The following is a 24,498-nucleotide window of genomic DNA, read 5'->3' on the forward strand; positions in this document are numbered from 1 at the left end:
CCAATAACAATGAGAAATATCATAAAAACACCCACCTATTCTGTGAAAAAAAGAAAAAATTGGATGGAATCAAGAAAAAAACACAAAAAAAACGGATAAAATTTTAAACATTAAAGAATAATTGGTTTTGCAACGGTCTTGATCCTTAATTATTAGCGGATGACGGTATTTTCCCTTCGTCATTGCGAGGACGAAGGACGAAGCAATCTCCTGAATTGGAAAGGGCAGTTAATATAATTGTACGTTAATTTAGAGGGGATTGCCACATTCCGCTAAGCTTCATTCGCAATGACGGTACTTTTTGGTGAATGAGGCCATAGGAATTTATGCCCACTCCCAACTTGCACCCTCTTTCCCATCCTTGATAATAACTCCCAATTCTTTCAGTTGATCGCGGATAAGGTCTGAGCTTGCCCAGTCTTTGTTTTCACGTGCTTTTGCTCTGAGTTGTAAAAGGAGTTCAATAAAGCCTTCTGTATTTCCACTTCCAGCAGATTCCTGCTCCAATTGCAATCCAAGAATATCTTCAACAAAAATCTTCATTTGCTTTTTGAAGAAATCCAAATCTTCTTTGGTAAGACTTTCTTTTTTATCCAAAAGGAGGTTAATGTACTTAGCCCCTTCGAATAATTCAGCAATCAAACGAGCTGTATTGAGGTCATCATTCAGCATGGTATAACACCTCTCTGACCAAGCATTAATATCTAAGGAGGATGTCTCACTCGCCTGAAGACTGTCAATTTTTGAATAAGCTGTCATCAAACGACCCAATCCTTTCTCTGAAGCCAAAAGTGCATCATTGGAAAAATCGATGGTACTTCTGTAATGTGCCATTAAAATAAAGAAACGGGTAATTGTTGGGCTAAATGCCTGGGTTAATAACTCATGATTTCCTGCAAAAAGCTCTTCCAAAGTAATAAAATTCCCTAATGATTTAGCCATCTTTTGCCCATTGATGGTAATCATATTGTTGTGTACCCAATATTTGCATGGATTCTCTCCAAATGCAGCATTAGCTTGCGCAATTTCTGATTCGTGGTGAGGGAACATTAAATCGAGTCCTCCTCCATGAATATCAAAAGGAAGTCCTAAATATTTTGCACCCATCGCTGAACATTCCAAGTGCCAGCCTGGGAAACCTGTATTCCAAGGAGAAGTCCACTTCATAATATGTTCTGGCGATCCTTTTTTCCAAAGGGCAAAATCAACTGGATTTTTCTTATCACCTTGCCCTTTGAGTTCGCGGGTATTGTTCATCAGGTCGTCAATTACTTTACCTGACAACTTCCCATATTCATGCTCTTTTGCATATTTCACCAAATCGAAATAGATATTTTCTTCTGTTTTATAGGCGAATCCTTTTTCAAGGATTTTTTCAACAATCTCAATTTGTTCAATGATATGTCCGGATGCTTTTGGTTCTATTGAGGGAGGAAGGCAATTCAAAAGCCGAATAGAGTCGTGATAACGGTTGGTGTAATATTGCGCTATTTCCATTGGCTCCAATTGCTCCAGTCGTGCTTTTTTTGCAATTTTATCTTCTCCTTCATCAGCATCATTTTCCAAATGACCCACATCGGTGATGTTACGTACATATCGTACTTTATATTCCAAATGCTTGAGGTAGCGGAATAGAATGTCAAAATTAATAGCAGCACGGGCATGACCTAAATGAGGATCACCATAAACTGTTGGACCACACACATACATACCCACATGAGGAGGGTTAATGGGTTCGAAAACTTCTTTTTTTCGGGAGTAGGAATTATAAATCGTTAGTTTTGAAGACATATCATTCTATTAAACTACAAATCTCAATTTTTTCTGTGGATATTGGGAAAGATTTGACAACTTTTGGAATTTGTCAGATTTAACCAAACAACCAAATCATATAAGTAAGGGGTTTAAACCCCCTGCCATTCATTATTTCTTCAAAAACACTTTTTCGTAAACACTTCTAATTCCATCTTCCAAACTAATAGTAGGTTTCCAGCCCGTTGCATTCAGTCTTGAAACATCTAAAAGTTTTCTGGGAGTTCCATCAGGTTTACTGGAATCAAATTGTAATTCTCCTTCAAAACCAACAATCTTTTTTACTAATAAGGCTAGGTCTTTAATGGAAATATCTTCACCACAACCAATATTCACAAAACCCTTTTCATTGTAATTCTGCATCAGGTAAACACAAGCTGCTGCCATATCGTTTACATGCAAAAACTCTCGTTTTGGTGAACCAGTCCCCCAAATCTCTACAAAGGGAGAGTTGTTTATTTTGGCTTCATGAAACTTGCGTATTAAGGCAGGTAATACATGAGAATTCTTTAGATCAAAATTATCGTTTGGGCCATACAAATTGGTAGGCATTACAGAAATGAAATTGCATCCATATTGATCTCGATAGGCTTCACACATTTTTATACCAGCAATTTTTGCAATGGCATAAGGTTCATTGGTTTCTTCTAAAGTTCCGGTTAATAAATGCTCTTCTTTCATGGGCTGAGGAGCAAACTTTGGATAAATGCAACTGCTTCCTAAAAATAATAGTTTCTTCACACCATTTATATAACTCTGATGAATGATGTTGTTTTGTATCATCAGGTTTTCATATATAAACTGAGCACGGTAAGTGCTATTGGCCAAAATGCCACCTACTTTTGCGGCTGCAAGGATTACATATTCCGGTTTTTCTAATGCAAAGAAATCTGCAACTGCTTTTTGATTAGTCAGGTCTAATTCATCAATGCTTCTAAAAACAAAATTGTTATATCCCTGTGCGGTTAAATTTCTATGGATGCCAGAACCCACCATTCCTAGGTGACCGGCAATATATATTTTGGCTTGTTTATCCATTACTTCAACTCATTCTTTGTTTTGAAACCTGAATCCATCAGAAACTTTTCTTTTTTCATCTTTTTCAGATCATATTCAATCATATCCTCCACTAATTCATTCAAATCCCGTTTTGGTGTCCAACCAAGTTTTGCTTTTGCCTTGCTCGGGTCTCCTAATAATAATTCAACTTCAGTTGGACGGAAATATACTGGATCAACTTCAAGTACAATATCTCCTTTATTAAGACTATTATTTTCAATCTCAAGCTTCCTTAATAGATCTTCATCAATACTATCTACAATTCCTTTTTCATTTACGCCCACTCCTTCATATCGTAAATTAACTCCTAACTTTTGAAAAGATAATGTGACGAAATCACGAACAGTAGTGGTTTTTCCAGTCGCAATTACAAAATCTTCAGGTTCATCTTGTTGCAACATCAGCCACATGGCTTCAATATAGTCTTTGGCGTGTCCCCAATCACGTTTTGCATTAATATTACCTAAATAAAATTTATTTTGAAGTCCTAATACAATTCGCGAAGCAGCTCTTGTTATTTTCCGGGTTACAAAGGTTTCTCCTCTGAGTGGAGATTCATGATTAAACAGAATTCCATTGCAGGCAAACATATTATATGCTTCACGATAATTAACAATAATCCAGTAAGCATAAAGCTTTGCAGCAGCATAGGGTGATCTTGGATAAAAAGGAGTGGTTTCGCTCTGAGGAGTTTCTTGCACTTTGCCATAAAGCTCTGATGTGGATGCTTGATAAACTTTGGTTTTCTTTTCCAGCCCTAACATGCGCACTGCTTCCAAAATACGAAGTGTGCCTAGTGCATCAGCATTAGCAGTATATTCAGGAGTTTCAAAACTAACCTGCACATGTGATTGAGCTGCCAGGTTATAAATCTCATCAGGCTGGACTTTTTGTACAATCCCAATCAGGTTACTGGAATCGGTCATATCGCCATAATACAATCTGAAATTTACATCAGCTTCATGTAAATCTTTGTAGATGTGATCAATTCTGTTGGTGTTAAACAATGAAGATCTTCTTTTGATACCATGTACTTCATATCCTTTTTCCAAAAGGAACTCTGCTAAATAGGCTCCGTCTTGTCCCGTAACTCCTGTAATCAGTGCTTTTTTCATCGTAATTCCATTTTTTGCAAAATTAGCTAAACTTGTATGATTAAGCATTAGGACATGTATTGAATCGGCTCAAGTATCAGAAAAATAGGAATATGCTTTGTTATTCAACATTTCACATTGACAAAAGTAAATATTTGCATAATTTTGCTATATAAATACTGTACAAAATCAATAAAGGAAAAAAATGAAAGTAACAATTGTTGGAGCTGGTAATGTAGGTGCTACTTGTGCAAAAGTACTTGCTAATTATGAAATAGCAGACGAAATACTGCTGATTGACATCAAAAAAGGACTTGCCGAAGGCAAGGCTCTTGACATGTGGGAAACCTCTCCTATTTTACTTTATGATACGAAGACCTCTGGACATACAGGAGACTATTCTAAAACATATGACTCAGAAGTTGTGGTTATCACATCAGGTGTTCCTCGTTCACCAGGTATGAGTCGCGATGATTTGGTTTCAATTAATGCAAAAATTGTAAAAGAAGTTACCGAACAAGTTATTCGTTATTCTCCAAGAGCAAAAATAATTGTAGTTTCAAACCCATTGGATGTAATGACTTACACATCCTACTTGACAGCAAAAATTCCTGCAAAACGAATTTTTGGAATGGCTGGAGTTCTTGATGCCGCAAGACTTAAATCTTTCATTGCACTGGAATTGAATGTGTCACCAAAAGAGATTAATTCAGTATTATTAGGTGGTCATGGCGATACAATGGTGCCTCTACCAAGATATACTACAGTTGGTGGAATTCCAATTACAGAATTAATGTCGGATGGGCAAATTAATGCAATTGTTGACAGAACTATTAACGGTGGAGCTGAAATTGTAAACTTAATTGGTACTTCAGCATGGTATGCACCGGGAGCAGCTGCAGCCTTAATGGTTGAGACAATTTTAAGAAACCAGAGAAGAATTCTTCCAATTAGTTGCTGGCTTCAAGGTGAATATGGATTACAAGATATTTATTTTGGTGTTCCTGCAGTATTGGGTAAAAATGGAGTTGAAGAAATCATTGAATTGCAACTGACTAAAAAGGAAATGGAATTAGTTAAGCATTCTGCAAAAGCAGTTAAAAATGTTCAAAAAATTCTTGACGATATGAAACTATTCTAGGCGAATAATTTACTTAATAAATAAAGGGTTTTTCATTATGTTATGAGAAGCCCTTTTTTTATTTTTGCTAATTGTTAGAAAGAACTTAAAGTTTAATAGCTAGCCTTCTAACAATCAGCAAAACAAGCAAAACACAACTAAAGATTAAAATATTAATTATGGCAAAGCAATTCACAACTCAGGAAGCATTGGATTACCATGCATTAGGACGACCCGGCAAAATAGAAGTTGTTCCAACAAAGTCTCACTGCTGTCAGAAAGATTTATCTCTGGCATATTCACCTGGTGTTGCGGATCCATGTATGGAAATTCATCGAAATAAGGAAGATGTATACAAATATACAGCAAAAGGAAATTTGGTTGCTGTTATTTCAGATGGTACAGCTGTATTAGGCTTGGGAGATATTGGTCCTTTGGCATCAAAGCCTGTAATGGAAGGGAAAGGCCTGCTTTTTAAAATATTTTCAGATATTGATGTTTTTGATATTGAAGTAGATACAACTGATATCGACAAGTTTGTAGAAACATGCAAATTGATTTCACCAACTTTTGGAGGTATTAATTTGGAAGATATTAAAGCACCAGAATGCTTCGAAATTGAGGAAAGGCTCAAAAAGGAATTGGATATTCCTGTTATGCATGATGATCAGCATGGAACAGCCATTATTTCAGGAGCGGCTTTGATAAATGCTGCAGAAATTGTCGGCAAAAAAATGAGTGACTTAAAAATAATTGTGAATGGTGCAGGCGCTGCTGCTATTTCATGTTCACGATTATATGTTTCCCTTGGTGCTAAGCAAGAGAACGTAATTATGTTGGACAGCAAGGGCGTAATCAGTAAAAAAAGAAATGATCTGAACAAATACAAAAAGGAATTTGCAGTAGAAACAGATCTTCAGACTCTTGAAGAGGCAGTAAAAGATGCTGATGTTTTTATTGGCTTATCTAAAGGCAATATATTATCTAAGGACATGGTCAAATCAATGGCATTTGATCCCATTATTTTTGCAATGGCAAATCCAAATCCTGAAATTTCCTATGAAGATGCTATTGAAGCTCGGAAATCATTAATAATGGCAACAGGTCGTTCTGATTATCCCAATCAGGTGAATAATGTACTTGGCTTTCCATTTATTTTTAGAGGTGCAATGGATGTGATGGCAACTTGTATTAACGAAGAAATGAAACTTGCAGCTGCATATGCCTTAGCAGACTTGGCTCGGCAACCAGTACCTGAGGAAGTTAATATTGCCTATAATGTGAAAAACTTAACTTTTGGTAGAGAGTATATTATCCCAAAACCATTTGATCCACGATTAATTACTCATATTTCAATGGCCGTTGCAAAAGCTGCAATGGAAAGTGGTGTTGCAAAAAAACCAATCGAAAATTGGGAAACTTATCAAGAGCAATTATCTCGAAGACTAGGCAAAAAGAGTGCTTTTATTAGGAATATGAAGTCCAGAGCTCGAAACAACCCTAGGCGTGTTGTTTTTGCAGAAGCCGATAAGTATAAGATACTAAAAGCAGCTGAAATAGTTTATAACGATGGAATTGCCACACCAATTCTGCTTGGTGATATTGATAGAATAAAAGCATTAATAAAGGAATATAGTCTTGAAATTAATGGAGACATAGAGATTATCGATCCACGAAGTCCTGAAGAAAGTGAAAGACGTAAGGAGTTTGCAGCTCATTATAGTGAGAAAAGAAAACGCAGAGGAGAAAACTACCAAACAACAAAAGACAGGATGAGGCATAGAAATTATTTTGGTCCTATGATGGTAGAAAGAGGTTATGCTGATGCCATGATTTCTGGATTAACAACTCCATATCCTGAAACTATTCGTCCTGCTTTAGAAATTATTGGAAAGAAAAAAGGATCAAAGATTGTTTCCGGTATGTATATTATGGTGACCGACAAAGGACCAGTCTTTTTTGCTGACACAACCATTAACATGAACCCTGATGTGGATAGTTTAGTTGAAATCACTTTGCAGACAGCGGAAAAGGTTGGATTGTACAATGTAATCCCTAAAATTGCGTTGCTATCGTACTCTAATTTTGGTTCAACAAAAGGTCGCGTTCCTGAAATGGTAAGAGAAGCTGTAAAAAAACTTCACAATGATTATCCTGATTTAATAGTAGATGGCGAAATGCAAGCTAACTTTGCCATGAATAATGAATTAATGAAAGAGTTTTTCCCTTTTTCAAAATTGATTGACCAGGATGTTAATGTATTGATATTTCCGTATTTGTCAGCAGGTAATATTGCCTACAAATTAGTACAGGAAATGAGTCATAATGAGGCTATTGGGCCTGTTTTGAATGGCTTGAGGAAATCTGTACATATTTTACAAATGGGTAGTTCTGTTCAGGAAATAGTTAATATGGTTACGATAGCCGTTATTGATGCACAGTATAATGAGGATTAGTATTTGCTAATAAAACGAATTGATAAATGGGCATGTTTGAATATATATCTGGAAATGTAGTATATAAACAACCAACTTTTGTTGTCATTGATATTAATGGTTTAGCATATCGAATTAATATTTCATTAAACACTTTTGAGTCCATTAATAATGCAAAGCAAACTAAATTATTGCTCCACCAATCAATTAAGGAGGATTCGCATACATTATATGGTTTTTTAATTGAAGATGAACGCTCCCTATTCAGGAGTTTAATATCCGTTTCAGGTATTGGAACAAACACTGCAATTTTAATTTTATCATCTTTTAAAACTTCCGAGATAATTAATGCAATAATTAATGCCAATGTATCGTTGTTAAAGTCAATAAAAGGTGTCGGTCCAAAAACTGCTCAACGTATGATAGTAGAATTACAAGATAGTTTAGGTAAAAAAGGGGATACGCTTATTCCAGCAATAGGAGGTCGCAACCAATCAGTTGAAGAGGCTATTTCGGCTTTACATATGCTTGGATTTAAGAAAAATGATGCAGAGAAAGTAATTGTAAAAATTGTGAGGGAAAATCCGGAAGAAATAAGTGTAGAAGAATTAATTAAACTTGCACTAAAAAGTTTATAAAGCGCGGGTCAGATTATATTTTAATGGAAAAGAAAATCATACGACATTTAACTATATTTTTTGCTGCGATGAGCACATTCGTAATAATTTATTATGGATTTGCAAGTCCTTTAGCCGATAGTCCGATGAATTTTCTGAAGTATTCCAGAAATGCTTCTAACGATACAATTGCAGAAAAGGATTCCTTACATTATCCGATAGAATTTCAGGAGCTAAATCCTTTTATTGCAAAAAGAAGTCACTCCCTCGATTTAAATACACCTAATATTTTTAAATCTACCTTGAGTCTGGATTCTTCACTTTCAAATTATACCTATAGGAATTCAATCAATGGTCTACAAATTGGCGAACCTACTCATTATTCTATACGAGAGTATTTGGATGAAAGTAACAAGCAATTTCAACGCAATTATTTCAAAGAAAGGGCAAAGTCTCAAAACTTCTTACAAGGTGAAAAAAGTTTTTCTCCAAAACTTAGCTTCAAAGCTCCAGAGGCTATGCAAGATTTTATTGGTGATGGTGGCATTGAAATTAAGCCACAAGGTTCGGCTGAACTCATTTTTTCGCTGGATGTAAATAAAGTTGAAAATCCAGCATGGTCAATAAAACAGCAAAGAACCACTCAATTTAAGTTCGATCAGAAAATCAAATTAAGTGTAAGGGGAAATATTGGTGACAAAATTGGACTGGGAATTGGATACGACACAGAAAGTAATTTTGATTTTGATAATGAAATTAAGCTTCGTTATGAAGGAAAAGAGGATGAGATCGTAAAATTACTGGAAGCCGGTAATGTGTCCTTACCTGTGCAAGGATCCTTGATAACCGGAAGCCAAAGTTTGTTTGGGGTAAAAGGAAAGTTTCAGTTTGGTAAAATGACCATGACCACTGTTTTTTCTCAGCAAAAGAGTGAGAAAAAAGAAATTGTATTGGAAAATGGTGCACAAAAAACAACCTATAGTATTTCTTCATTGGACTATGAAGATAACCGTCACTTTTTCCTGAATCATTATTTTAGAGATTTTGTCTATGAGCAGGCCTACATCCGACCACCAATTATGAACTCTCCGGTTCAGGTTACCCGTATGGAGGTTTGGATAGTTAATAAATCAGGCGATACCAGAAATACCAGAAATGTGATTGGTTTCATGGATTTGGGAGAACCGGCTCCTTGGAATAATGATAATGAAAATCCAAATAAAGGAAATTTTGTTGTTAAAAAAGGTGACTATCCTGATAATAATGCAAATACATTATATGATCAGCTTGATGCTGAAAATCCATTATCACCATTTAGATCAAATTCCGAAGCCAGTCAGAAATTGGCAGAATTAAATCAGGCACCTACAAATTTCTTCAATGGTCAGGATTATTTTAAAATCGACAATGCCAGAATGTTGTCGCCTAATGAATATACGATTAATGAAAAGCTAGGATTCATTTCTATAAACCAGTGGCTTGATCCAAATACTGCTTTGGCTGTTTCCTATGAATATACCTTTAATGGAGTTCGTTATCAGGTTGGTGAATTTGCTCAGGATATTCCACCGGATCCAAATAAGCCAAATGTGTTGTTTCTGAAGCTTTTAAAAAGTACATCAGCAAGAACAGATATTCCGATGTGGGATTTGATGATGAAGAATATTTACTATTTGGGTTCATCACAAATTCAGGCCAATGATTTTAAACTGGATTTAATTTATGAAGATGACAAATCAGGGGCAAATCTGAATTATATACCTGAAGATAAAGAACCAAAACTAGATGGTCGTTTTTTAACTCAAGTATTAGGACTTGATAGATTGAATCAACAACTCGAGGAAGAATCGGATGGAATATTTGATTTTGTAAACGGATACACCATTTATCAGGGATCTGGAAAAATCATTTTTCCTAATCTTGAGCCTTTTGGAAATGCATTGCGAAAACAGTTTAAAGACAGTACTTTAGCTAATTTCTATGCTTTTGATGCTTTGTATGACTCAACACCTGTTCAGGCAGAACAGCTTAAGCAATATGATAAATTTTATATTCGCGGTTCTTATTTGGGAACATCAGGCTCAGAAATTTCCTTGAATGCCATTAATATTCCAGAAGGCTCCGTTCAGGTTTCAGCAGGAGGAGTACAACTTCGTGAGAATGTGGATTATCAGGTCGATTATACATTGGGTCGGGTAAAAATTACCAACCAAAGTGTATTGAATTCGGGTCAGCCAATTAAAATTACAGCTGAAAGTAATACCTTGTTTTCCATTCAACAAAAAACCTTATTGGGCACACGTCTTGATTATAGATTTGATGAAGATTTTATCCTTGGAGGAACTCTTTTATACTTAAAGGAAAAACCACTCACGCAAAAGGTTAATATCGGAGATGAGCCACTGAATAATGTTATTTATGGATTTGATGGGACTTATCGTACAGATTCTCGTTTCATTACCAAATTAATAGACAAAATTCCATTTATAGAAACCAAGGAAAAGTCAGAGATATTAATTACTGGTGAATTTGCTCATTTGATCCCAGGTCATCCTAAAATTATAGGCCCAACAGGTACATCCTATATTGATGACTTTGAAGGCAGCGAAGTGCCATTCGATTTAAGAATGGGTAATAATTGGGTGTTGGCTTCTACACCGCAGGGGCAAAATAGTTTGTTCCCCAATGGTAATTTCACGAACGATTTACAGTATGGTTTCAATCGTGCAAAAATATCATGGTATTCCATTGATGACTTATTTTATCGGAACAATACCTATACACCTAAGCATATAGCAGCCGATTTAGATATGCTATCAAAGCATAGGATGAGAGAAGTTTCTGAACTTGAAGTTTTTCCAAACAAACAACTTCCTCAAGGAATTCCAGGTAAACTAAGCACTTTTGACTTGTATTACTCACCTACCACCAGAGGCCCGTACAATTATGATGTTGCACATTTCAATGACAATGGATCGCTCATGAATCCTGCCGGTAACTGGGGAGGTATAATGCGTGCATTACAAACCAATGACTTTGAAGCAGCAAATATTGAATATTTGGAATTTTGGCTGATGGATCCTTATGCTGATGAAGACTTTCAGCCAGATGATGGTAAGTTGATTATACATTTAGGTGATATTTCTGAAGATATTTTAAAAGACGGCCAAAAAATGTTCGAGAATGGTCTTCCAAAAGATGGTGATCTAACGAAAACGAATAATACTGTTTGGGGTAAGGTTCCATTAACCACACCTATTAATTATGCATTTGATAATGATCGTGATTCAAGAGCTTTTCAGGATTTAGGTTTCGATGGTTTAAATGACGAAGAAGAAAGAGTGAAGTTTAAAGATGTCCTCGATAATTTGCCATCAACCATGACAGTGGCCGCCAGAGATAAAATATATAGTGACCCTGCAAATGACAATTACTTATTTTATCGTAACGATTCGCTGGACCGTATTGAAGCGGATATCATTGCACGTTATTATAATTATAAAAATACGGAGGGAAATTCTCCTGTTACAGATCCCAATCAAGTTTTCTCAACTTCAGGATCCTTGAGCCCTGATGTTGAAGATATTAATTTTGACTTTACGCTGAATGAAGTAGAAGCATATTATCAGTATGTTATTGATATCCGAGAAAATATGCAGGTAGGAGAAAATCATATTGTTGACAAACAAGTGCGAAATGTCAAACTTGTAAACGGTAGCAACGACAATGTAATCTGGTATCAAATTAAAATTCCGGTACGATCATATGATAATAGGATAGGCCAAATTCGGGATTTTAAATCCATTCGATTTATCCGATTAGCATTTACCGATTTTGAAAAAGATATTGTTTGTCGCTTTGGACGATTGCAATTAGTAAGAGGAGACTGGAGAAGATATCTTTACGACCTCAGTACTCCTGGAGAATATATTGGAGGTGATGAGCAAGATACATCTACATTCAACATTTCCACCGTTAATATTGAAGCAAACGGAAAACGTGATCCTATTCCTTACGTACTTCCTCCGGGTATCGATAGAGAAGTTGATGTTTCGACCTATGAGTTGTTAGAGCAGAATGAACAATCCTTATCCTTTTCAACCTGTTTGGAAGATGGTGATGCTAAAGCTGCCTATAAAACAACTTCATTTGACGTCAGAACATACAAACGACTAAAAATGTTTGTGCATGCCGAGGGCAAGACTGGACAGACTTTGGAGGCAGGAGATTTAAGTCTCTTTATACGTTTGGGTACAGATTTCAACAACAACTTTTATGAATACGAAATCCCTCTTGATCCATCAGAATTAACAGCACGAGAAGCGGACGATATTTGGAAAACAAACAACGAAATAGATTTGGCTTTTGAAGAGTTCTTTTCCGTGAAACAAATGAGGGAAACAACTCCGGGAGCTTCATTAGCCGATGCATTCACCAGATGGGATATAGAAAATAAAGGAAAAATAACGGTAGTTGGAAATCCAGATTTGAGTAATGTAAAAGTGGTAATGATTGGTGTCAGGAATCCAAGCAAAGATGATCCTTATAACGACAATGACTTGGGAGAAGCACATTGTGGTGTTATCTGGATTAATGAACTACGTGTATCAGATTTCGATGAAACAGGAGGCTGGGCAGCTGTTGGTAAAATTACAACCAAATTGGCTGATTTTGGAAAAGTGAACCTTTCCGGAAATATTACGACCGTTGGATTTGGAGGTCTTGAACAAAAACTTCAGGATAGAAGCAAAGAAGATATACGTGCTTTTGATATACAATCCTATTTGGAATTAGGTAAGTTTTTCCCTCAAAAAGCGAATGTCAAGATACCGATGTTCTACAATTATTCACAATCGAGGAGTAAGCCACAATACAATCCATTAAGCCCTGATATTTTACTCCAAACACGGCTTGATTTAGCCAAAACAAGGCAAGAAACAGACTCTATTTTAAATGCCACTGAAACCTATATTACCCGAACCAGTTTGAACTTTATGAATGTTCAAAAACTTCGTCAGGGTGGGGCAAAGAAATCACGTATTTATGATATTGAAAACTTCCTGCTCACCTATGCTTATAATGATATTTTCAAACGAGATATCAATACAGAATATGATTATCTAGAAAATCACCAGTTTATTTTAAACTATAATTATAATTTCAAAGAGAAAAATATTACTCCATTTAAAAAACTTTCTAAATCAAAACACCTCAAGTTAATTACCGATTTTAATCTAGGATTATTGCCACAATCATTTATGTTTAAGGCGCAAATGGATAGGCGATTTGGTGAGGTTCTTTATAGAAGTACTGAGAATGTTCAAACTATTCTCAAGCCCATCTATCAGAAGAATTTTGTCATGAACAGAACCTATGACTATAAGCATAATTTAGCGCGAGCACTTAGGTTTTCTTACAATGCAAGTGCTGATGCTGTTGTTGATGAACCGGATGGCCCAAGAACTGACGAAAGCAGGGATACCCTACTTATGAATTTGAAGACACTGGGTAGAATGAAGAATTTCAACCAAAAAATATCTTTGTCCTACGATGTTCCTTTGCGTAAAATTCCTATCCTGAACTGGACCTCTATCAGAAGTTCGTATACAGGGAGTTATAATTGGCAAGAAGCACCTCCTTCTGCACCGGAGTTAGGAAATATGATTCAAAACTCTCAAACCATTCAACTTCAAGGTCAGCTGAATTTTGTTTCATTTTATGGGAAAATTAAGTTTCTGAAAAACATCAATTCCAATCGAAGTAATATTGCAGAAATTAAAAAGAATAAGCTCAAGGATCTTCAGAAAAATGCCAAGGAAAACGGTGAGGATTTATTGAATGATGATGGTGATAAAATGACTGCAGAAGATGTTCCTGTGAATGAGGGATTTATCAAAATGTCAGAGACGGTATTACGAACCTTGATGAGTTTGCGTAATGTAACAGCAAACTACACCTTAAATGAAGGAACTACTTTGCCTGGTTTTGAACCTAATCCGCAATATATTGGAAATGATTGGAATTTAAATGCACCCGGATTAGCCTTTTTAGCTGGAATTCAGGAAGATGATTTCAGGTTTAAAGCTGCACAAAATGGATGGTTATCAATGGATACAACTGCAAGTACGTTGTTTATGGCCACCAAAACTGAAAACCTGTCAATTCAAGCCAATATAGAACCCGTTCGCGATTTTAAAATTAACGTTACTTTTACCAGAAGGTTATCAAATAATATGCAGTCTGTGTTTAAATATGATCCAGATTCAGAATCTTTTGAAGACCAAAGTAAGGTCAACGGAGGTAATTTCAGTATGTCGTTTTGGAGTTTAGGAACATCGCTTAGTAAATACACCGAAAATGTTTCATCTGCCTATACTTCATTCGAAAATAATCGTAATGTGGTTGCTCACAGAATAGTAGATAATTCTACTGTTGCCATCGATACGAATAATTATCCAGCAGGTCGTACAGGAACTGCTCAGGATGTAATTATACCGGCTTTCCTTGCTGCTTATGCTGGCAAAAATGCATTGACCTACACATTGAGTGCATTTCCTGCTATTCCAGCACCAAACTGGCGAATAACTTATAATGGTTTAAGTAAAATAGAAGCGTTTAAAAAGTTTGCAAAAAATATCAACATCAATCATGCTTATCGTTCAACCTACAGTGTAGGAAGTTTTGTAAGTAGTTTAGATTTCAAAGAAGATGAAGTTCCTGTTTTATATAAAAACCTTGTTCCTGAACTTCGGATTCAACAAATCAATATCAATGAGCAGCTAAGTCCATTGATTGGTTTGGATATTAACTGGATTAATAATTGGACCTCTCGGGTGGAGTATAGAACCTCCCGTAATATTGGCTTTAGTTTTTCAAACTTCACAACAACAGAAATATCGGATCGTGACTTAACAATTGGTATTGGTTACAGAGCAAAAGAAGTTGAATTGCCATCGTTTATTAAACATAATGGCAAAAGAGTGATTCTGGAACATGACCTAAATTTCCGTCTTGATTTTACCTATAAAAATAGTCGATCAACTATTTCACGACTGGATCAGGAGCAAACAGAATCGATTGGAGGAAATAGTGTTTTAACGATTAAACCAGTACTCGATTATGTGATTGACGATAATTTAACTATCCGATTTTTCTTTAACAGAAACGTCACAAAACCAGCTATTTCGACAAGTTATCCAACTGCATTTACCAATGGCGGATTTAGTATTAGATATACTCTTGGACAATAATAGATATCGTATTGTAAAAATTTCTATATTCGCACAAAAAATTACATGATGAATATTCCAGAAGATTTAAAGTACACGAAAGATCACGAGTGGATTCGTGAGGAAAGTGGGAAAGCAGTAATAGGAATTACTGATTTTGCACAAAAAGAATTAGGCGACATTGTTTATATCGAAATTGAAACAGAAGGCGAGGATTTAGCCAAAGAAGAGGTTTTTGGAACTATTGAAGCTGTAAAAACAGTATCCGATATGTTTATGCCTATTTCTGGTCAGGTTGTAAAGCGAAATGAGATGCTTGATGATACACCCGAATTGGTTAATAGCGATCCTTATGGTGATGGTTGGATGGTCGAAGTTACTGTAGCGGATGCTGCTGAACTCAACGATTTGATGACTGCTCAGGAGTATGCACAAATGTTGGAAGATTAAGTTTGATATTTCCGATAAATAAAAGATTCATACCCTCAGTTGTTTGGATTCTGATTATTACGATACTGTCTTTAGTTCCATCATCAGGAATTGAGACAATATGGTTTGATTTTCCTATACCACTGGACAAAATTGTGCACTTCGGACTATATGCCGTGTGTAGTTTCCTTTTATTTTATGGAAAAAGATGGACAAGCGCATCTTTAGTTAAGAATGGCAAAACATTGCTATTTGTTGTATTAAGTGTAATTTTGTACAGTGTTTTGTTGGAGTTATTACAGTCCACTAATTTGATTAACAGAAATGCTAGTTTTTTAGACATAATTGCCAATATACTAGGTGTTTCTGCAGGAATTTTGCTGTATGTTAGCTTGGCTAAAAAAATTAATTTTTTAAGATAAATTATGAAAAGCAAGAAAGAAGAAAAGGTAGATGTCGATAAGAAATCCGGATTGTATTTCAGGATGGGTCTTAGTGCAGCCTTGATAATTGTGATCCTCGCATTTCAATGGAAAGTGTATGATAGACAATCCATTGATTTGGACAGTAACTTGATTATTGATGAAGAGGAAGAAATAATTGATATCACCAAACAAGAGAAAAAACCACCACCACCACCTCCTCCACCAGAATTGGAAATTGTAGAAGATGATGTGGAAATTGAAGAAAATAATCCTGAGATTAAAGATGTCGAGATTAAGGAGGATGAAGCTATTGAGCTTGCTCCTATCGAAGAAACAAAGGAAGAGGTAGTCGAAGAGCAAATATTTTATATGTCAGAAGATCCTCCCTCATTTCCGGGCGGTGATAAAGCAAGAAATCAATATTTGCGCGAATCTATTCGTTATCCAGATATTGAAAGAGATAATGGTATACAAGGACCAGTTGTCGTAAACTTTGTTGTTGAAAAAGATGGTAGCATTAATAATGTTAAGATCTTGAAAGGTCTTACTCCCAATATAAATGAAGAAGCAATCCGCGTTGTAAAAGATATGCCCAGATGGGTTGCCGGTAAGCAAAGAGGCAAGCCTGTCAGGGTTTATGTTAACTTACCCATCCGTTTTACCTTGAATTAATCATTATTTAGAAATATTTCAAACCCATGAATTTTTCATGGGTTTTTTTGTTTATATACAATTCTCTTTTACAGTTACAAGTTCGTATAACCTATTTACTCATTCGTTCTTTCTTGCTTCAGCTTTCAGCACATTTGTTGTTTTTATCAGTATGAGGTGCAATATCTTTATGGAAAAAAGATTGTAATGCATCAGATACCAGAGGGGTTTGATAAAAAGTCAAAATCATGAAAACTAAAAAATCAAAAAATGCAGATGTTGAACGTTTTAGAGGTCTCTTTTTCAGAATAGGCCTGGTTATTTCTATCTTAAGTGTAGTGTTTGCTTTTAAATGGACAACGCAACGAGAAGTATTTGAGATAATAGATCCTCTCGAAACCTTTGTTGATGAACCTATTGATTCTTTTATCCGAATAATTGATGAAAAGCCAAAACCTAAAATGGCTAAACTTGAAATAGTGGATGTTGAGCCCGTAATAGATCCTTTAAAAATCGATTTATTTATAGTTGATCTGAATTTAGATGACTCTTTCTCCATTATTCCAATTATCGAGGATCCAGAACCAGATCCTGGAATTGTTGAATCTCATTTTATTCCTCTAGAGAACAGACCGAAATTTCCTGGTGATGAAAAAGCTCTGTCCAAATTTTTAGGCAAAAACATTGTTTACCCTGCATTGGAAAAAGAAATCGGTTTACAAGGACTGGTAACACTCCATTTTGTTGTTAAAAAAGATGGTAGAATTACTGATGTTACGGTTATAAAAGGTGTCAGTCCAAACATTGATGCAGAAGCTATTCGTGTTGTTGAAGCCATGCCTAACTGGATTCCAGGTAAGCAGAGAGATCGCAATGTGGATGTATCAATCATGATGCCTATCCGTTTTACTTTATCTTACTAATTCATACAATAGATAAATATTTATTGGGTTATTAATGCAGGCGATTACATTTTATTATTTTTGCCGCTTTAATAACCCAATTTTGTCAGATGAATATAAATAAGCCCAAAGTATTTATTCCCATAATTATTGCTGCAATAGTCCTAGTCGTACTAATTATTTTATTAATCCCCAACAAACAATCTCAGGAAATAATAACAGTAGAAGAATCAGACAGTGTTATTGTTGTCAAACCAAATATGGCTTATGGATTTAACATCGATTCATTTGACTTTCTTCATGGCACCATTGAGCCTAATCAAATATTCTCTAGTATGCTTTCGCCATACGGAATATCACAAGCATTTATTTCAGAACTGGCCGATAGTGCAAAAAACATAATGCCCTTGCGAAAAATACAATCGGGTAAAAACTATATTATTTTATTATCAAAAGATAGTTTAGAGTCTGCTCAATATTTTATTTATGAGAAGAATGCTATTGATTATGTAGTTTTCAAATTATCTCATCCAATTAAAATATATGAAGATCAGCGTGCCGTTGACACCCTGATTTCAACTGCATCTGGTGTCATTACGAGCTCATTATGGGCCGACATGGCTAAAAATGGCTATTCCCCCTTATTAATTCAAGCAATGTCTGAGATCTATGAGTGGGATATCAATTTTTTTGCGATTAATAAGGGAGATAAATACAAGCTTGTATACGAGCAAACTCAAGTGGAAGGAGAGTTTGTTGGAATAGGGAAAATTATTTCCGCCTGGTTTGAATATGCACAGGAAGATTATTATGCATTTTATTTTATTCAGGGCGAAAGAGATGATTACTATGATGATCAGGGAAAAAACCTGAGGAAAATGTTACTTCGTGCACCATTGAAATATTCACGAATAAGTTCAGGCTTTTCAAATAGTCGTATGCATCCAATCTTAAAAAGATATCGTCCTCATCATGGAGTTGATTACTCTGCTGCCTCAGGAACTCCCATTGTTAGTGTAGGAGATGGAGTGGTTATTTTTGCAGCCTATTCAGGAGGTGCTGGTAACATGGTGAAAATTCAACATAATGGAACTTACACAACAGGCTATTTGCACCTTTCTCGTTATGGAAAGGGAATTAGAAAAGGAGCCAAGGTTAAGCAAGGAGATGTGATTGGTTATGTTGGGTCTACAGGACTTTCAACGGGTCCTCATCTCGATTATCGAATATGGAAAAATGGCTCGGCTATCAATCCACTAACATTAAAACTTCCACCAGTTGAATCAGTTGCCGATTCCAATCTCATTGAATTCAATATTGTTAAGGATAGCTTGAAAAAAGAGTTGGATAAAATTCCTACGCCAACTTATTCAACGGAATAATGCCGATTTTAATATTTCGTTTTATGATTGGTATAATCACCAAGCCCAAAATCGATAAGGAAGGGAAGCATCTTCTCCGGCATAATCAATCCCAATTCGAGTGCCAGTTTTGATTTGGTTCTCATTAAAGCTAATGTTGTGATCTTCTATCCATACAATATCGCTCTGGAGACTCAGGCTATTTAATGAAACAGTCAGGCCCAAAGCTTGAGAAACCTTACCCGGACCTATACACGTGTCATTTTTTAGTTTGTTTTTTTTTCTTCTGAGAAGCATTTCCGTAAGACCCTCAATGGGCTTAATAGCCCTAATCAATACAGCATGAGGAATGTTTTTGTGATTAGTTACCACATTGAATAGTGAATGAATGCCATAGCAGAGGTAAATGTATGAAATGCCTCCATCTGCATACATGGCCTCAGTTCGTTTACTTCTTTTCCCACCATAAGCATGAGAGGCTTTATCTGTTATTCCAGCATAGGCTTCGGTTTCAGTAATAATCCCTCCACAAGTCTTTCCATCAATATGCGAATAAATTACTTTCCCGAGCAAATCTTTGGCGATTTGCACCACATCTTCCCGTAAATAGAATTCTTCTTTAAGTTTTTTCAAAACGACTCAAGCTCTCACAATAAATTATTTAGTAAAGGTAAAAATTAATCTGTAACTTAGCTTTGAATTTCATGTACAGCAATTGAAAATAAGTCAGGTGGCATACTTTTAGCATTATTTGAATCAAAGCAAGAAAATGAGATCTAAGAAACTGATTATTATAAGTTTATTCATATCAACTAGCTTGTTTGCATTTGCATTTTTAGGAACAGATATTTTTGAAGAAATAACACTTGCATTAAAATCCGGGAATTGTAAAGAAGTGTCCCGTTATTTTGATTCAAGAGTGGAATTGAAGATTGATGAAGTTGAAGATATATATAGTAAAACGCAAGCAGAATTAATATTAAAAGATTTTTTTGAGAAGTCACCTCCCGTTAATTTCCTGATTAAACACAAGAATTTTTCACCCAAAGGATTACCCTATGTCATCGGTTATTTGCAAACAACATCCGGTCGATATAGAACCTATATTTTGTTTAAGGATATTGGAGGAAAACTATATATCCGCGAATTACAATTTGAGAAAGAATAATACAATAGCCTTGAAAGTAGATTTTATTGAGCAGGATCTATTTGATACCTACCTGGAAGAAATCATTGATTTATCATTAAGAGAAGACATTGGAGAAGGTGATCATACTTCCTTATCCACTATTCCCGATAATGCTGAAAGAAAAGCTGTGCTTTTGGTAAAAGATAATGGAATTATTGCCGGAATTGATTTAGCAAAAATCATTTTCAATAAAGTAGATCCGTTGTTAAAGATGGACTGTTTAATGCATGATGGAGATCAGGTTCAAGAAGGAGATTTTGCTTTTTTCGTTACAGGACCTGCACAATCCATATTAACTGCTGAGCGTTTGGTTTTGAATTTTATGCAGCGATTGAGTGGTATAGCAACGCAAACAAATATTCTTTCAAGGCAGGTAGGTAAGTTTGGTGTGAAACTATTGGATACCCGAAAAACTACGCCTGGCTTACGACTTCTCGAAAAATGGGCAGTTAAAGTAGGTGGAGGAACGAACCATCGAATTGGCTTGTTTGACATGATATTGATCAAAGATAATCATATTGATTATGCAGGGGGAGTTACCCAAGCTGTTAAAAACGTACAGGAATATTTGAAAAAGAAGAAGCTTGATTTAAAAATTGAAGTTGAATTACGCAGCTTTGCGGATATTGAAGAAGCATTAAAACTAGATTGTATCGATCGGGTTTTGCTCGATAACTTTAGTCCGGAGGATTTGAGAAAGGCTGTCGTTTTAATTGATGGAAAAGTTGAGACAGAAGCTTCAGGAGGCATTCATGAAGGAAATATTCTTGCTTATGCTAAAACAGGAGTCGATTATATTTCTTCAGGTGCATTAACACATACCGTTAAACCACTTGATTTAAGTTTAAAAATTACCTGATATTTGCGATTTGCAAAAATATCAATGAAATAAAACACACGCATGTTATCATTAAAATCAACTATGAATAAAGTATTTATCTTTAGTCTCTTATCGATATTATTATTATCAACGATAAAACTAACTGCACAACCCAGGAAAGTTTTTACCTCAACAAAAAACGCAAAAGCAAATGAGCTGTATGAAAAGTCATATAATTATATGTTGAGTCGGGATTATGGTAATGCCGAACTATTATTGATTAAAGCAACCAAACATGATTCAAATTATGTTGATGCTTATATGCGTTTATCGAGTATCTATTATCGACAGAAAAAGATTGAGCTTGAACAAATGATGTATGAGAAAGTCATTCAAATTGAGCCTAATTATCCCTATGTGTATTTTAATTATGGAGCAGTTCTTATGCGTGGGCGAAATTATGAAAAGGCAATTGCTCAATTCAAGATCTTTCAAAATTTTGATGATGTTTCTGGGAAATTTTATAAAAAATCAATTACCAACCAACGTATTTGTAATTTTCGGGATTCATGCATAAAGAATCCAATTCCGTTTAATCCTGTTAATGTTGGTGATGCAGTGAACACTAATTTAAATGAATATTGGCCATGTTTAACTGCAGATTATGAAACCTTCTATTTTACCCGTATGCTGGAGAACAAGGCTGTAAAAAATCCCATGTATCGTTATAATGAAGATATTTATGTGTCAAAATTTATTGATAATAAATGGTCTTTGGCAGTCCCACTGCCAGGTAATATCAATACACCAAATATGAATGAAGGAGCTATTTCAATTTCCCCTGATGGTAAATTTCTTTTATATACGATTTGCTCAGAAGATTATAATATTGTTTATGGAGCTTGCGATATTTTTATTTCTGAATTTAAAAATGGGCAATGGCAAAAGGGTGTTAATATTGGGGAGCCAATTAATACAGAACTTAAAGAAACTCAACCATCCATTTCATTTGATGGAAAAACGATTTATTTCAGTTCAACACGAAAAGGTGGATATGGCGAATTGGATATCTGGAAAAGCTTAAAACAAGAAGATGGAAGTTGGGGAACACCCATTAATCTGGGACCTAATGTAAATTCAAAAGTGAGTGAGGAAGCACCTTTTATACATCCAGATGATAAAACATTGTATTATTCCACTAAGGGTGGACTCGGAATGGGACAGGGTGATATTTTTATGTCCAGAAAAAGTGATAATGGTATCTGGGGAAAGGGTATAAATCTTGGATATCCAATTAATACTGAAGATAGTGAATTTAGCCTTTTTGTTAGTAGTTTTGGCAATATTGCTTTTTTTGCTTCCAGACGAGATACAAATAACGAAAGCCTTGATTTATACTCTTTTGATATGCCTGAGCATTTAAGACCCGACCCAGTTTCCTATTTGAAAGGAATCATTTATGATAAGTATTCAAAGGAAAATCTGGAAGCAGTTTATACACTTATTGATATTGAAAGTGGTGAAACTGTTTATCAATCTAGTTCAGATGCAAAAACAGGGAGTTATTTAACGGCAATTCCTGCTGATAGAAACTATGTGATTAATGTTTCCCGCAAAGGTTATATGTTTTATTCGGATTATCTTCCCATAAAAGGCTCAAAGTCATCAGCTTTTAAGAAAGATGTTCCATTGAATCCGATTAAAGTAGGTGAAAAAATTGTGCTGAATAATATTTTCTTCGAATTTGATAAATCAACAATCAAAGCAGAATCGGAAGTGGAGTTGGCTATACTAATTCAGTTCATGAAGGATTATGCTGATTTGAAAATCGAAATCGGTGGCCATACCGATAGCAAAGGTGCTGATGATTATAATTTGAATTTATCAAAGGAAAGAGCCAAAGCGGTATACAGTTATCTCGTTGAAAAAGGAATTGATGAAAACAGATTATCTTACAAAGGCTATGGAGAAACCGAGCCGATTGAAAGTAATAATACAGACGAAGGAAGAGCCAAAAACAGACGCACCGAGTTTAAGATTACCGGGGTTTAGAATTGTTATTCTGTTTCACTTTTGTAATATTTTTTTTCAATCCTTCAAATTTTGATCTTCGAATAGGTGTGCCATTGAAGTATTTTTCAAATTCTTCTTCTGTTAGATTTTCCCAGTCCTTGTCAGTTGCATTTTTAATGAAATCAGAGATTTGGAATTTTGCTTCATCAGTTTTGGGTGCTTTTCTATTCCAAGGACAAACTTCCTGGCAAATATCACATCCAAAAATCCAGTTTTTATTTTCTATTGAAAAATCCAGTTTTTCAGCGTCTTCAATTGTTTGATAAGAAATGCATTTGCTGGCATCTAACTGATAGGGTTTGCTAATATCAAGTGCATTGGTCGGACAAGCTCTTAGGCATGCTGTACATCGCTCGCAATGATCGGCATCCGCTTTGTCATAAATCAATTCAAGATCAATCAGGATTTCTCCAATAAAGGTATAGGAGCCAATGTCTGGATGAATGAGCATGGTGTTCTTGCCAATCCAACCCAAACCTGATTGTTGTGCCCATCTTCTTTCCAGAACAGGTGCTGAGTCAACGAATATTCTTGCCTTGCTTTGACCAACTTTTTCTTCAATATCAGTAAGCAGGAGTTTAAGTTTCTTCTTTAGGATTTTATGGTAGTCTTTTCCATACGCATATTTTGAAATCTTATATTTCGTATCTGTATTCTGAAATTTTTCTGGGTAATAATTATATAAAACCGAAACAATGCTTTTTGTTCCTTCATGAAGTTTAGTGGGATCCAATCTTTTCTCAACATTTCGATTAAGATAGGTCATGTTTCCATGCTTCTTGCTGTTTATCCAATCCGTGTAAAAAGTTGAATCTGATTTTAAATAATCAGCTTTTGAAATTCCACAAGCAGAAAAACCTAATTCCAACGCTTTGTCTTTTATGAAATCAGATAATTCTTTTAGGTTCAGCATAATTCTACTTCTAAAAAAAGCTTATGGATAAATTGATAGCAAAACTAAATAACAAATCACAAAAGGCAAATCATAAATAAAAACCAAAAACTAATTTTAACTCTTGGTTTGTAATTTCAGAATTGAAAATTATTTGATTTTTGATGCTTATATTCTTTATTCAAAAACCATGAATGGATTAAACATCAAATAAGGATGGATTAATGCCATGCGGCTTGATTCCCAAATGCTTATACGTTTTAAGGGTGGCTTCCCTTCCACGAGGAGTGCGCTTTAGATATCCTTCTTTAATTAAATAAGGTTCATACACTTCCTCAATAGTGTCCGACTCTTCACCAACTGATGTTGCAATTGTTGTTAATCCAACAG

18 protein-coding genes are annotated in these 24,498 nt (G+C 35.3%); 12 read left to right on the top strand and 6 right to left on the bottom strand.

The window, feature by feature from the left end:
* Positions 1 to 324 precede the first annotated feature (324 nt).
* The 3 genes from HOG71_17690 to gmd form a co-directional block, all read right to left on the bottom strand.
* Positions 325 to 1,791 carry a cysteine--tRNA ligase gene (locus HOG71_17690; protein ID MBT5992683.1) on the bottom strand — a complete coding sequence of 489 codons (1,467 nt, stop codon included), beginning with the start codon at positions 1,789 to 1,791 and terminating at the stop codon, positions 325 to 327.
* A 132-nt stretch (positions 1,792 to 1,923) separates the two neighbouring features.
* Positions 1,924 to 2,850, bottom strand: coding sequence for a GDP-L-fucose synthase (locus HOG71_17695; protein MBT5992684.1), 927 nt, complete (start codon positions 2,848 to 2,850; stop codon positions 1,924 to 1,926).
* Positions 2,850 to 3,986 carry a GDP-mannose 4,6-dehydratase gene (gmd, locus tag HOG71_17700; GenBank protein MBT5992685.1) on the bottom strand — a complete coding sequence of 379 codons (1,137 nt, stop codon included), beginning with the start codon at positions 3,984 to 3,986 and terminating at the stop codon, positions 2,850 to 2,852. The genes HOG71_17695 and gmd overlap by 1 nt, the downstream gene beginning before the upstream one ends.
* A gap of 184 nt (positions 3,987 to 4,170) precedes the next feature.
* Here gmd and mdh point away from each other — a divergent pair, with 184 nt between their 5' ends.
* From mdh to HOG71_17745, 9 genes are all read left to right on the top strand, one after another.
* Positions 4,171 to 5,106: a malate dehydrogenase gene (mdh, locus tag HOG71_17705; protein MBT5992686.1), complete on the top strand. Its 936-nt coding sequence runs from the start codon at positions 4,171 to 4,173 to the stop codon at positions 5,104 to 5,106.
* Positions 5,107 to 5,264: 158 nt separating this feature from the next.
* The gene (locus tag HOG71_17710) at positions 5,265 to 7,541 is read left to right on the top strand and encodes an NADP-dependent malic enzyme (GenBank protein ID MBT5992687.1); all 2,277 of its coding nucleotides are present in this window, start codon (positions 5,265 to 5,267) and stop codon (positions 7,539 to 7,541) included.
* Between the two features lie 32 nt (positions 7,542 to 7,573).
* Complete coding sequence (gene ruvA, locus HOG71_17715) at positions 7,574 to 8,158, top strand: Holliday junction branch migration protein RuvA (protein ID MBT5992688.1); 585 nt, start codon at positions 7,574 to 7,576, stop codon at positions 8,156 to 8,158.
* 23 nt (positions 8,159 to 8,181) lie between these two features.
* Complete coding sequence (gene sprA, locus HOG71_17720) at positions 8,182 to 15,387, top strand: cell surface protein SprA (protein ID MBT5992689.1); 7,206 nt, start codon at positions 8,182 to 8,184, stop codon at positions 15,385 to 15,387.
* Between the two features lie 48 nt (positions 15,388 to 15,435).
* Positions 15,436 to 15,816: a glycine cleavage system protein GcvH gene (gene gcvH, locus HOG71_17725; protein MBT5992690.1), complete on the top strand. Its 381-nt coding sequence runs from the start codon at positions 15,436 to 15,438 to the stop codon at positions 15,814 to 15,816.
* Positions 15,817 to 15,818: 2 nt separating this feature from the next.
* A complete protein-coding gene (gene vanZ, locus HOG71_17730; protein MBT5992691.1) occupies positions 15,819 to 16,217 on the top strand; it encodes a VanZ family protein in 399 nt (132 codons plus the stop codon).
* Between the two features lie 3 nt (positions 16,218 to 16,220).
* Positions 16,221 to 16,892 (top strand): energy transducer TonB, encoded by a 672-nt coding sequence (locus tag HOG71_17735; protein MBT5992692.1) that lies wholly within the window; start codon positions 16,221 to 16,223, stop codon positions 16,890 to 16,892.
* 227 nt (positions 16,893 to 17,119) lie between these two features.
* Positions 17,120 to 17,794: an energy transducer TonB gene (locus HOG71_17740; protein MBT5992693.1), complete on the top strand. Its 675-nt coding sequence runs from the start codon at positions 17,120 to 17,122 to the stop codon at positions 17,792 to 17,794.
* Positions 17,795 to 17,883: 89 nt separating this feature from the next.
* The gene (locus HOG71_17745; protein ID MBT5992694.1) at positions 17,884 to 19,155 is read left to right on the top strand and encodes a peptidoglycan DD-metalloendopeptidase family protein; all 1,272 of its coding nucleotides are present in this window, start codon (positions 17,884 to 17,886) and stop codon (positions 19,153 to 19,155) included.
* 36 nt (positions 19,156 to 19,191) lie between these two features.
* On the opposite strand, the gene HOG71_17750 is transcribed toward HOG71_17745, so the two are convergent.
* Complete coding sequence (locus HOG71_17750) at positions 19,192 to 19,767, bottom strand: DNA-3-methyladenine glycosylase (GenBank protein ID MBT5992695.1); 576 nt, start codon at positions 19,765 to 19,767, stop codon at positions 19,192 to 19,194.
* 136 nt (positions 19,768 to 19,903) lie between these two features.
* Here HOG71_17750 and HOG71_17755 point away from each other — a divergent pair, with 136 nt between their 5' ends.
* The 3 genes from HOG71_17755 (at position 19,904) to HOG71_17765 (ending at position 23,195) form a co-directional block, all read left to right on the top strand.
* On the top strand, positions 19,904 to 20,302 hold the full coding sequence (locus tag HOG71_17755) for a DUF4783 domain-containing protein (GenBank protein MBT5992696.1): 399 nt from the start codon (positions 19,904 to 19,906) through the stop codon (positions 20,300 to 20,302).
* Positions 20,193 to 21,182 (top strand): carboxylating nicotinate-nucleotide diphosphorylase, encoded by a 990-nt coding sequence (gene nadC, locus HOG71_17760; protein ID MBT5992697.1) that lies wholly within the window; start codon positions 20,193 to 20,195, stop codon positions 21,180 to 21,182. The genes HOG71_17755 and nadC overlap by 110 nt, the downstream gene beginning before the upstream one ends.
* Positions 21,183 to 21,245: 63 nt before the next feature.
* The gene (locus HOG71_17765; GenBank protein MBT5992698.1) at positions 21,246 to 23,195 is read left to right on the top strand and encodes an OmpA family protein; all 1,950 of its coding nucleotides are present in this window, start codon (positions 21,246 to 21,248) and stop codon (positions 23,193 to 23,195) included.
* On the opposite strand, the gene queG is transcribed toward HOG71_17765, so the two are convergent.
* Both queG and HOG71_17775 read right to left on the bottom strand, forming a co-directional pair.
* On the bottom strand, positions 23,182 to 24,129 hold the full coding sequence (gene queG / locus HOG71_17770; protein ID MBT5992699.1) for a tRNA epoxyqueuosine(34) reductase QueG: 948 nt from the start codon (positions 24,127 to 24,129) through the stop codon (positions 23,182 to 23,184). The genes HOG71_17765 and queG overlap by 14 nt on opposite strands.
* 178 nt (positions 24,130 to 24,307) lie before the next feature.
* Positions 24,308 to 24,498 (bottom strand): Holliday junction branch migration DNA helicase RuvB (locus tag HOG71_17775; protein MBT5992700.1); only part of this gene is annotated, 191 nt, incomplete at its 5' end.

Source organism: Bacteroidota bacterium, from assembly GCA_018698135.1.
GTDB lineage: Bacteria > Bacteroidota > Bacteroidia > CAILMK01 > JAAYUY01 > JABINZ01.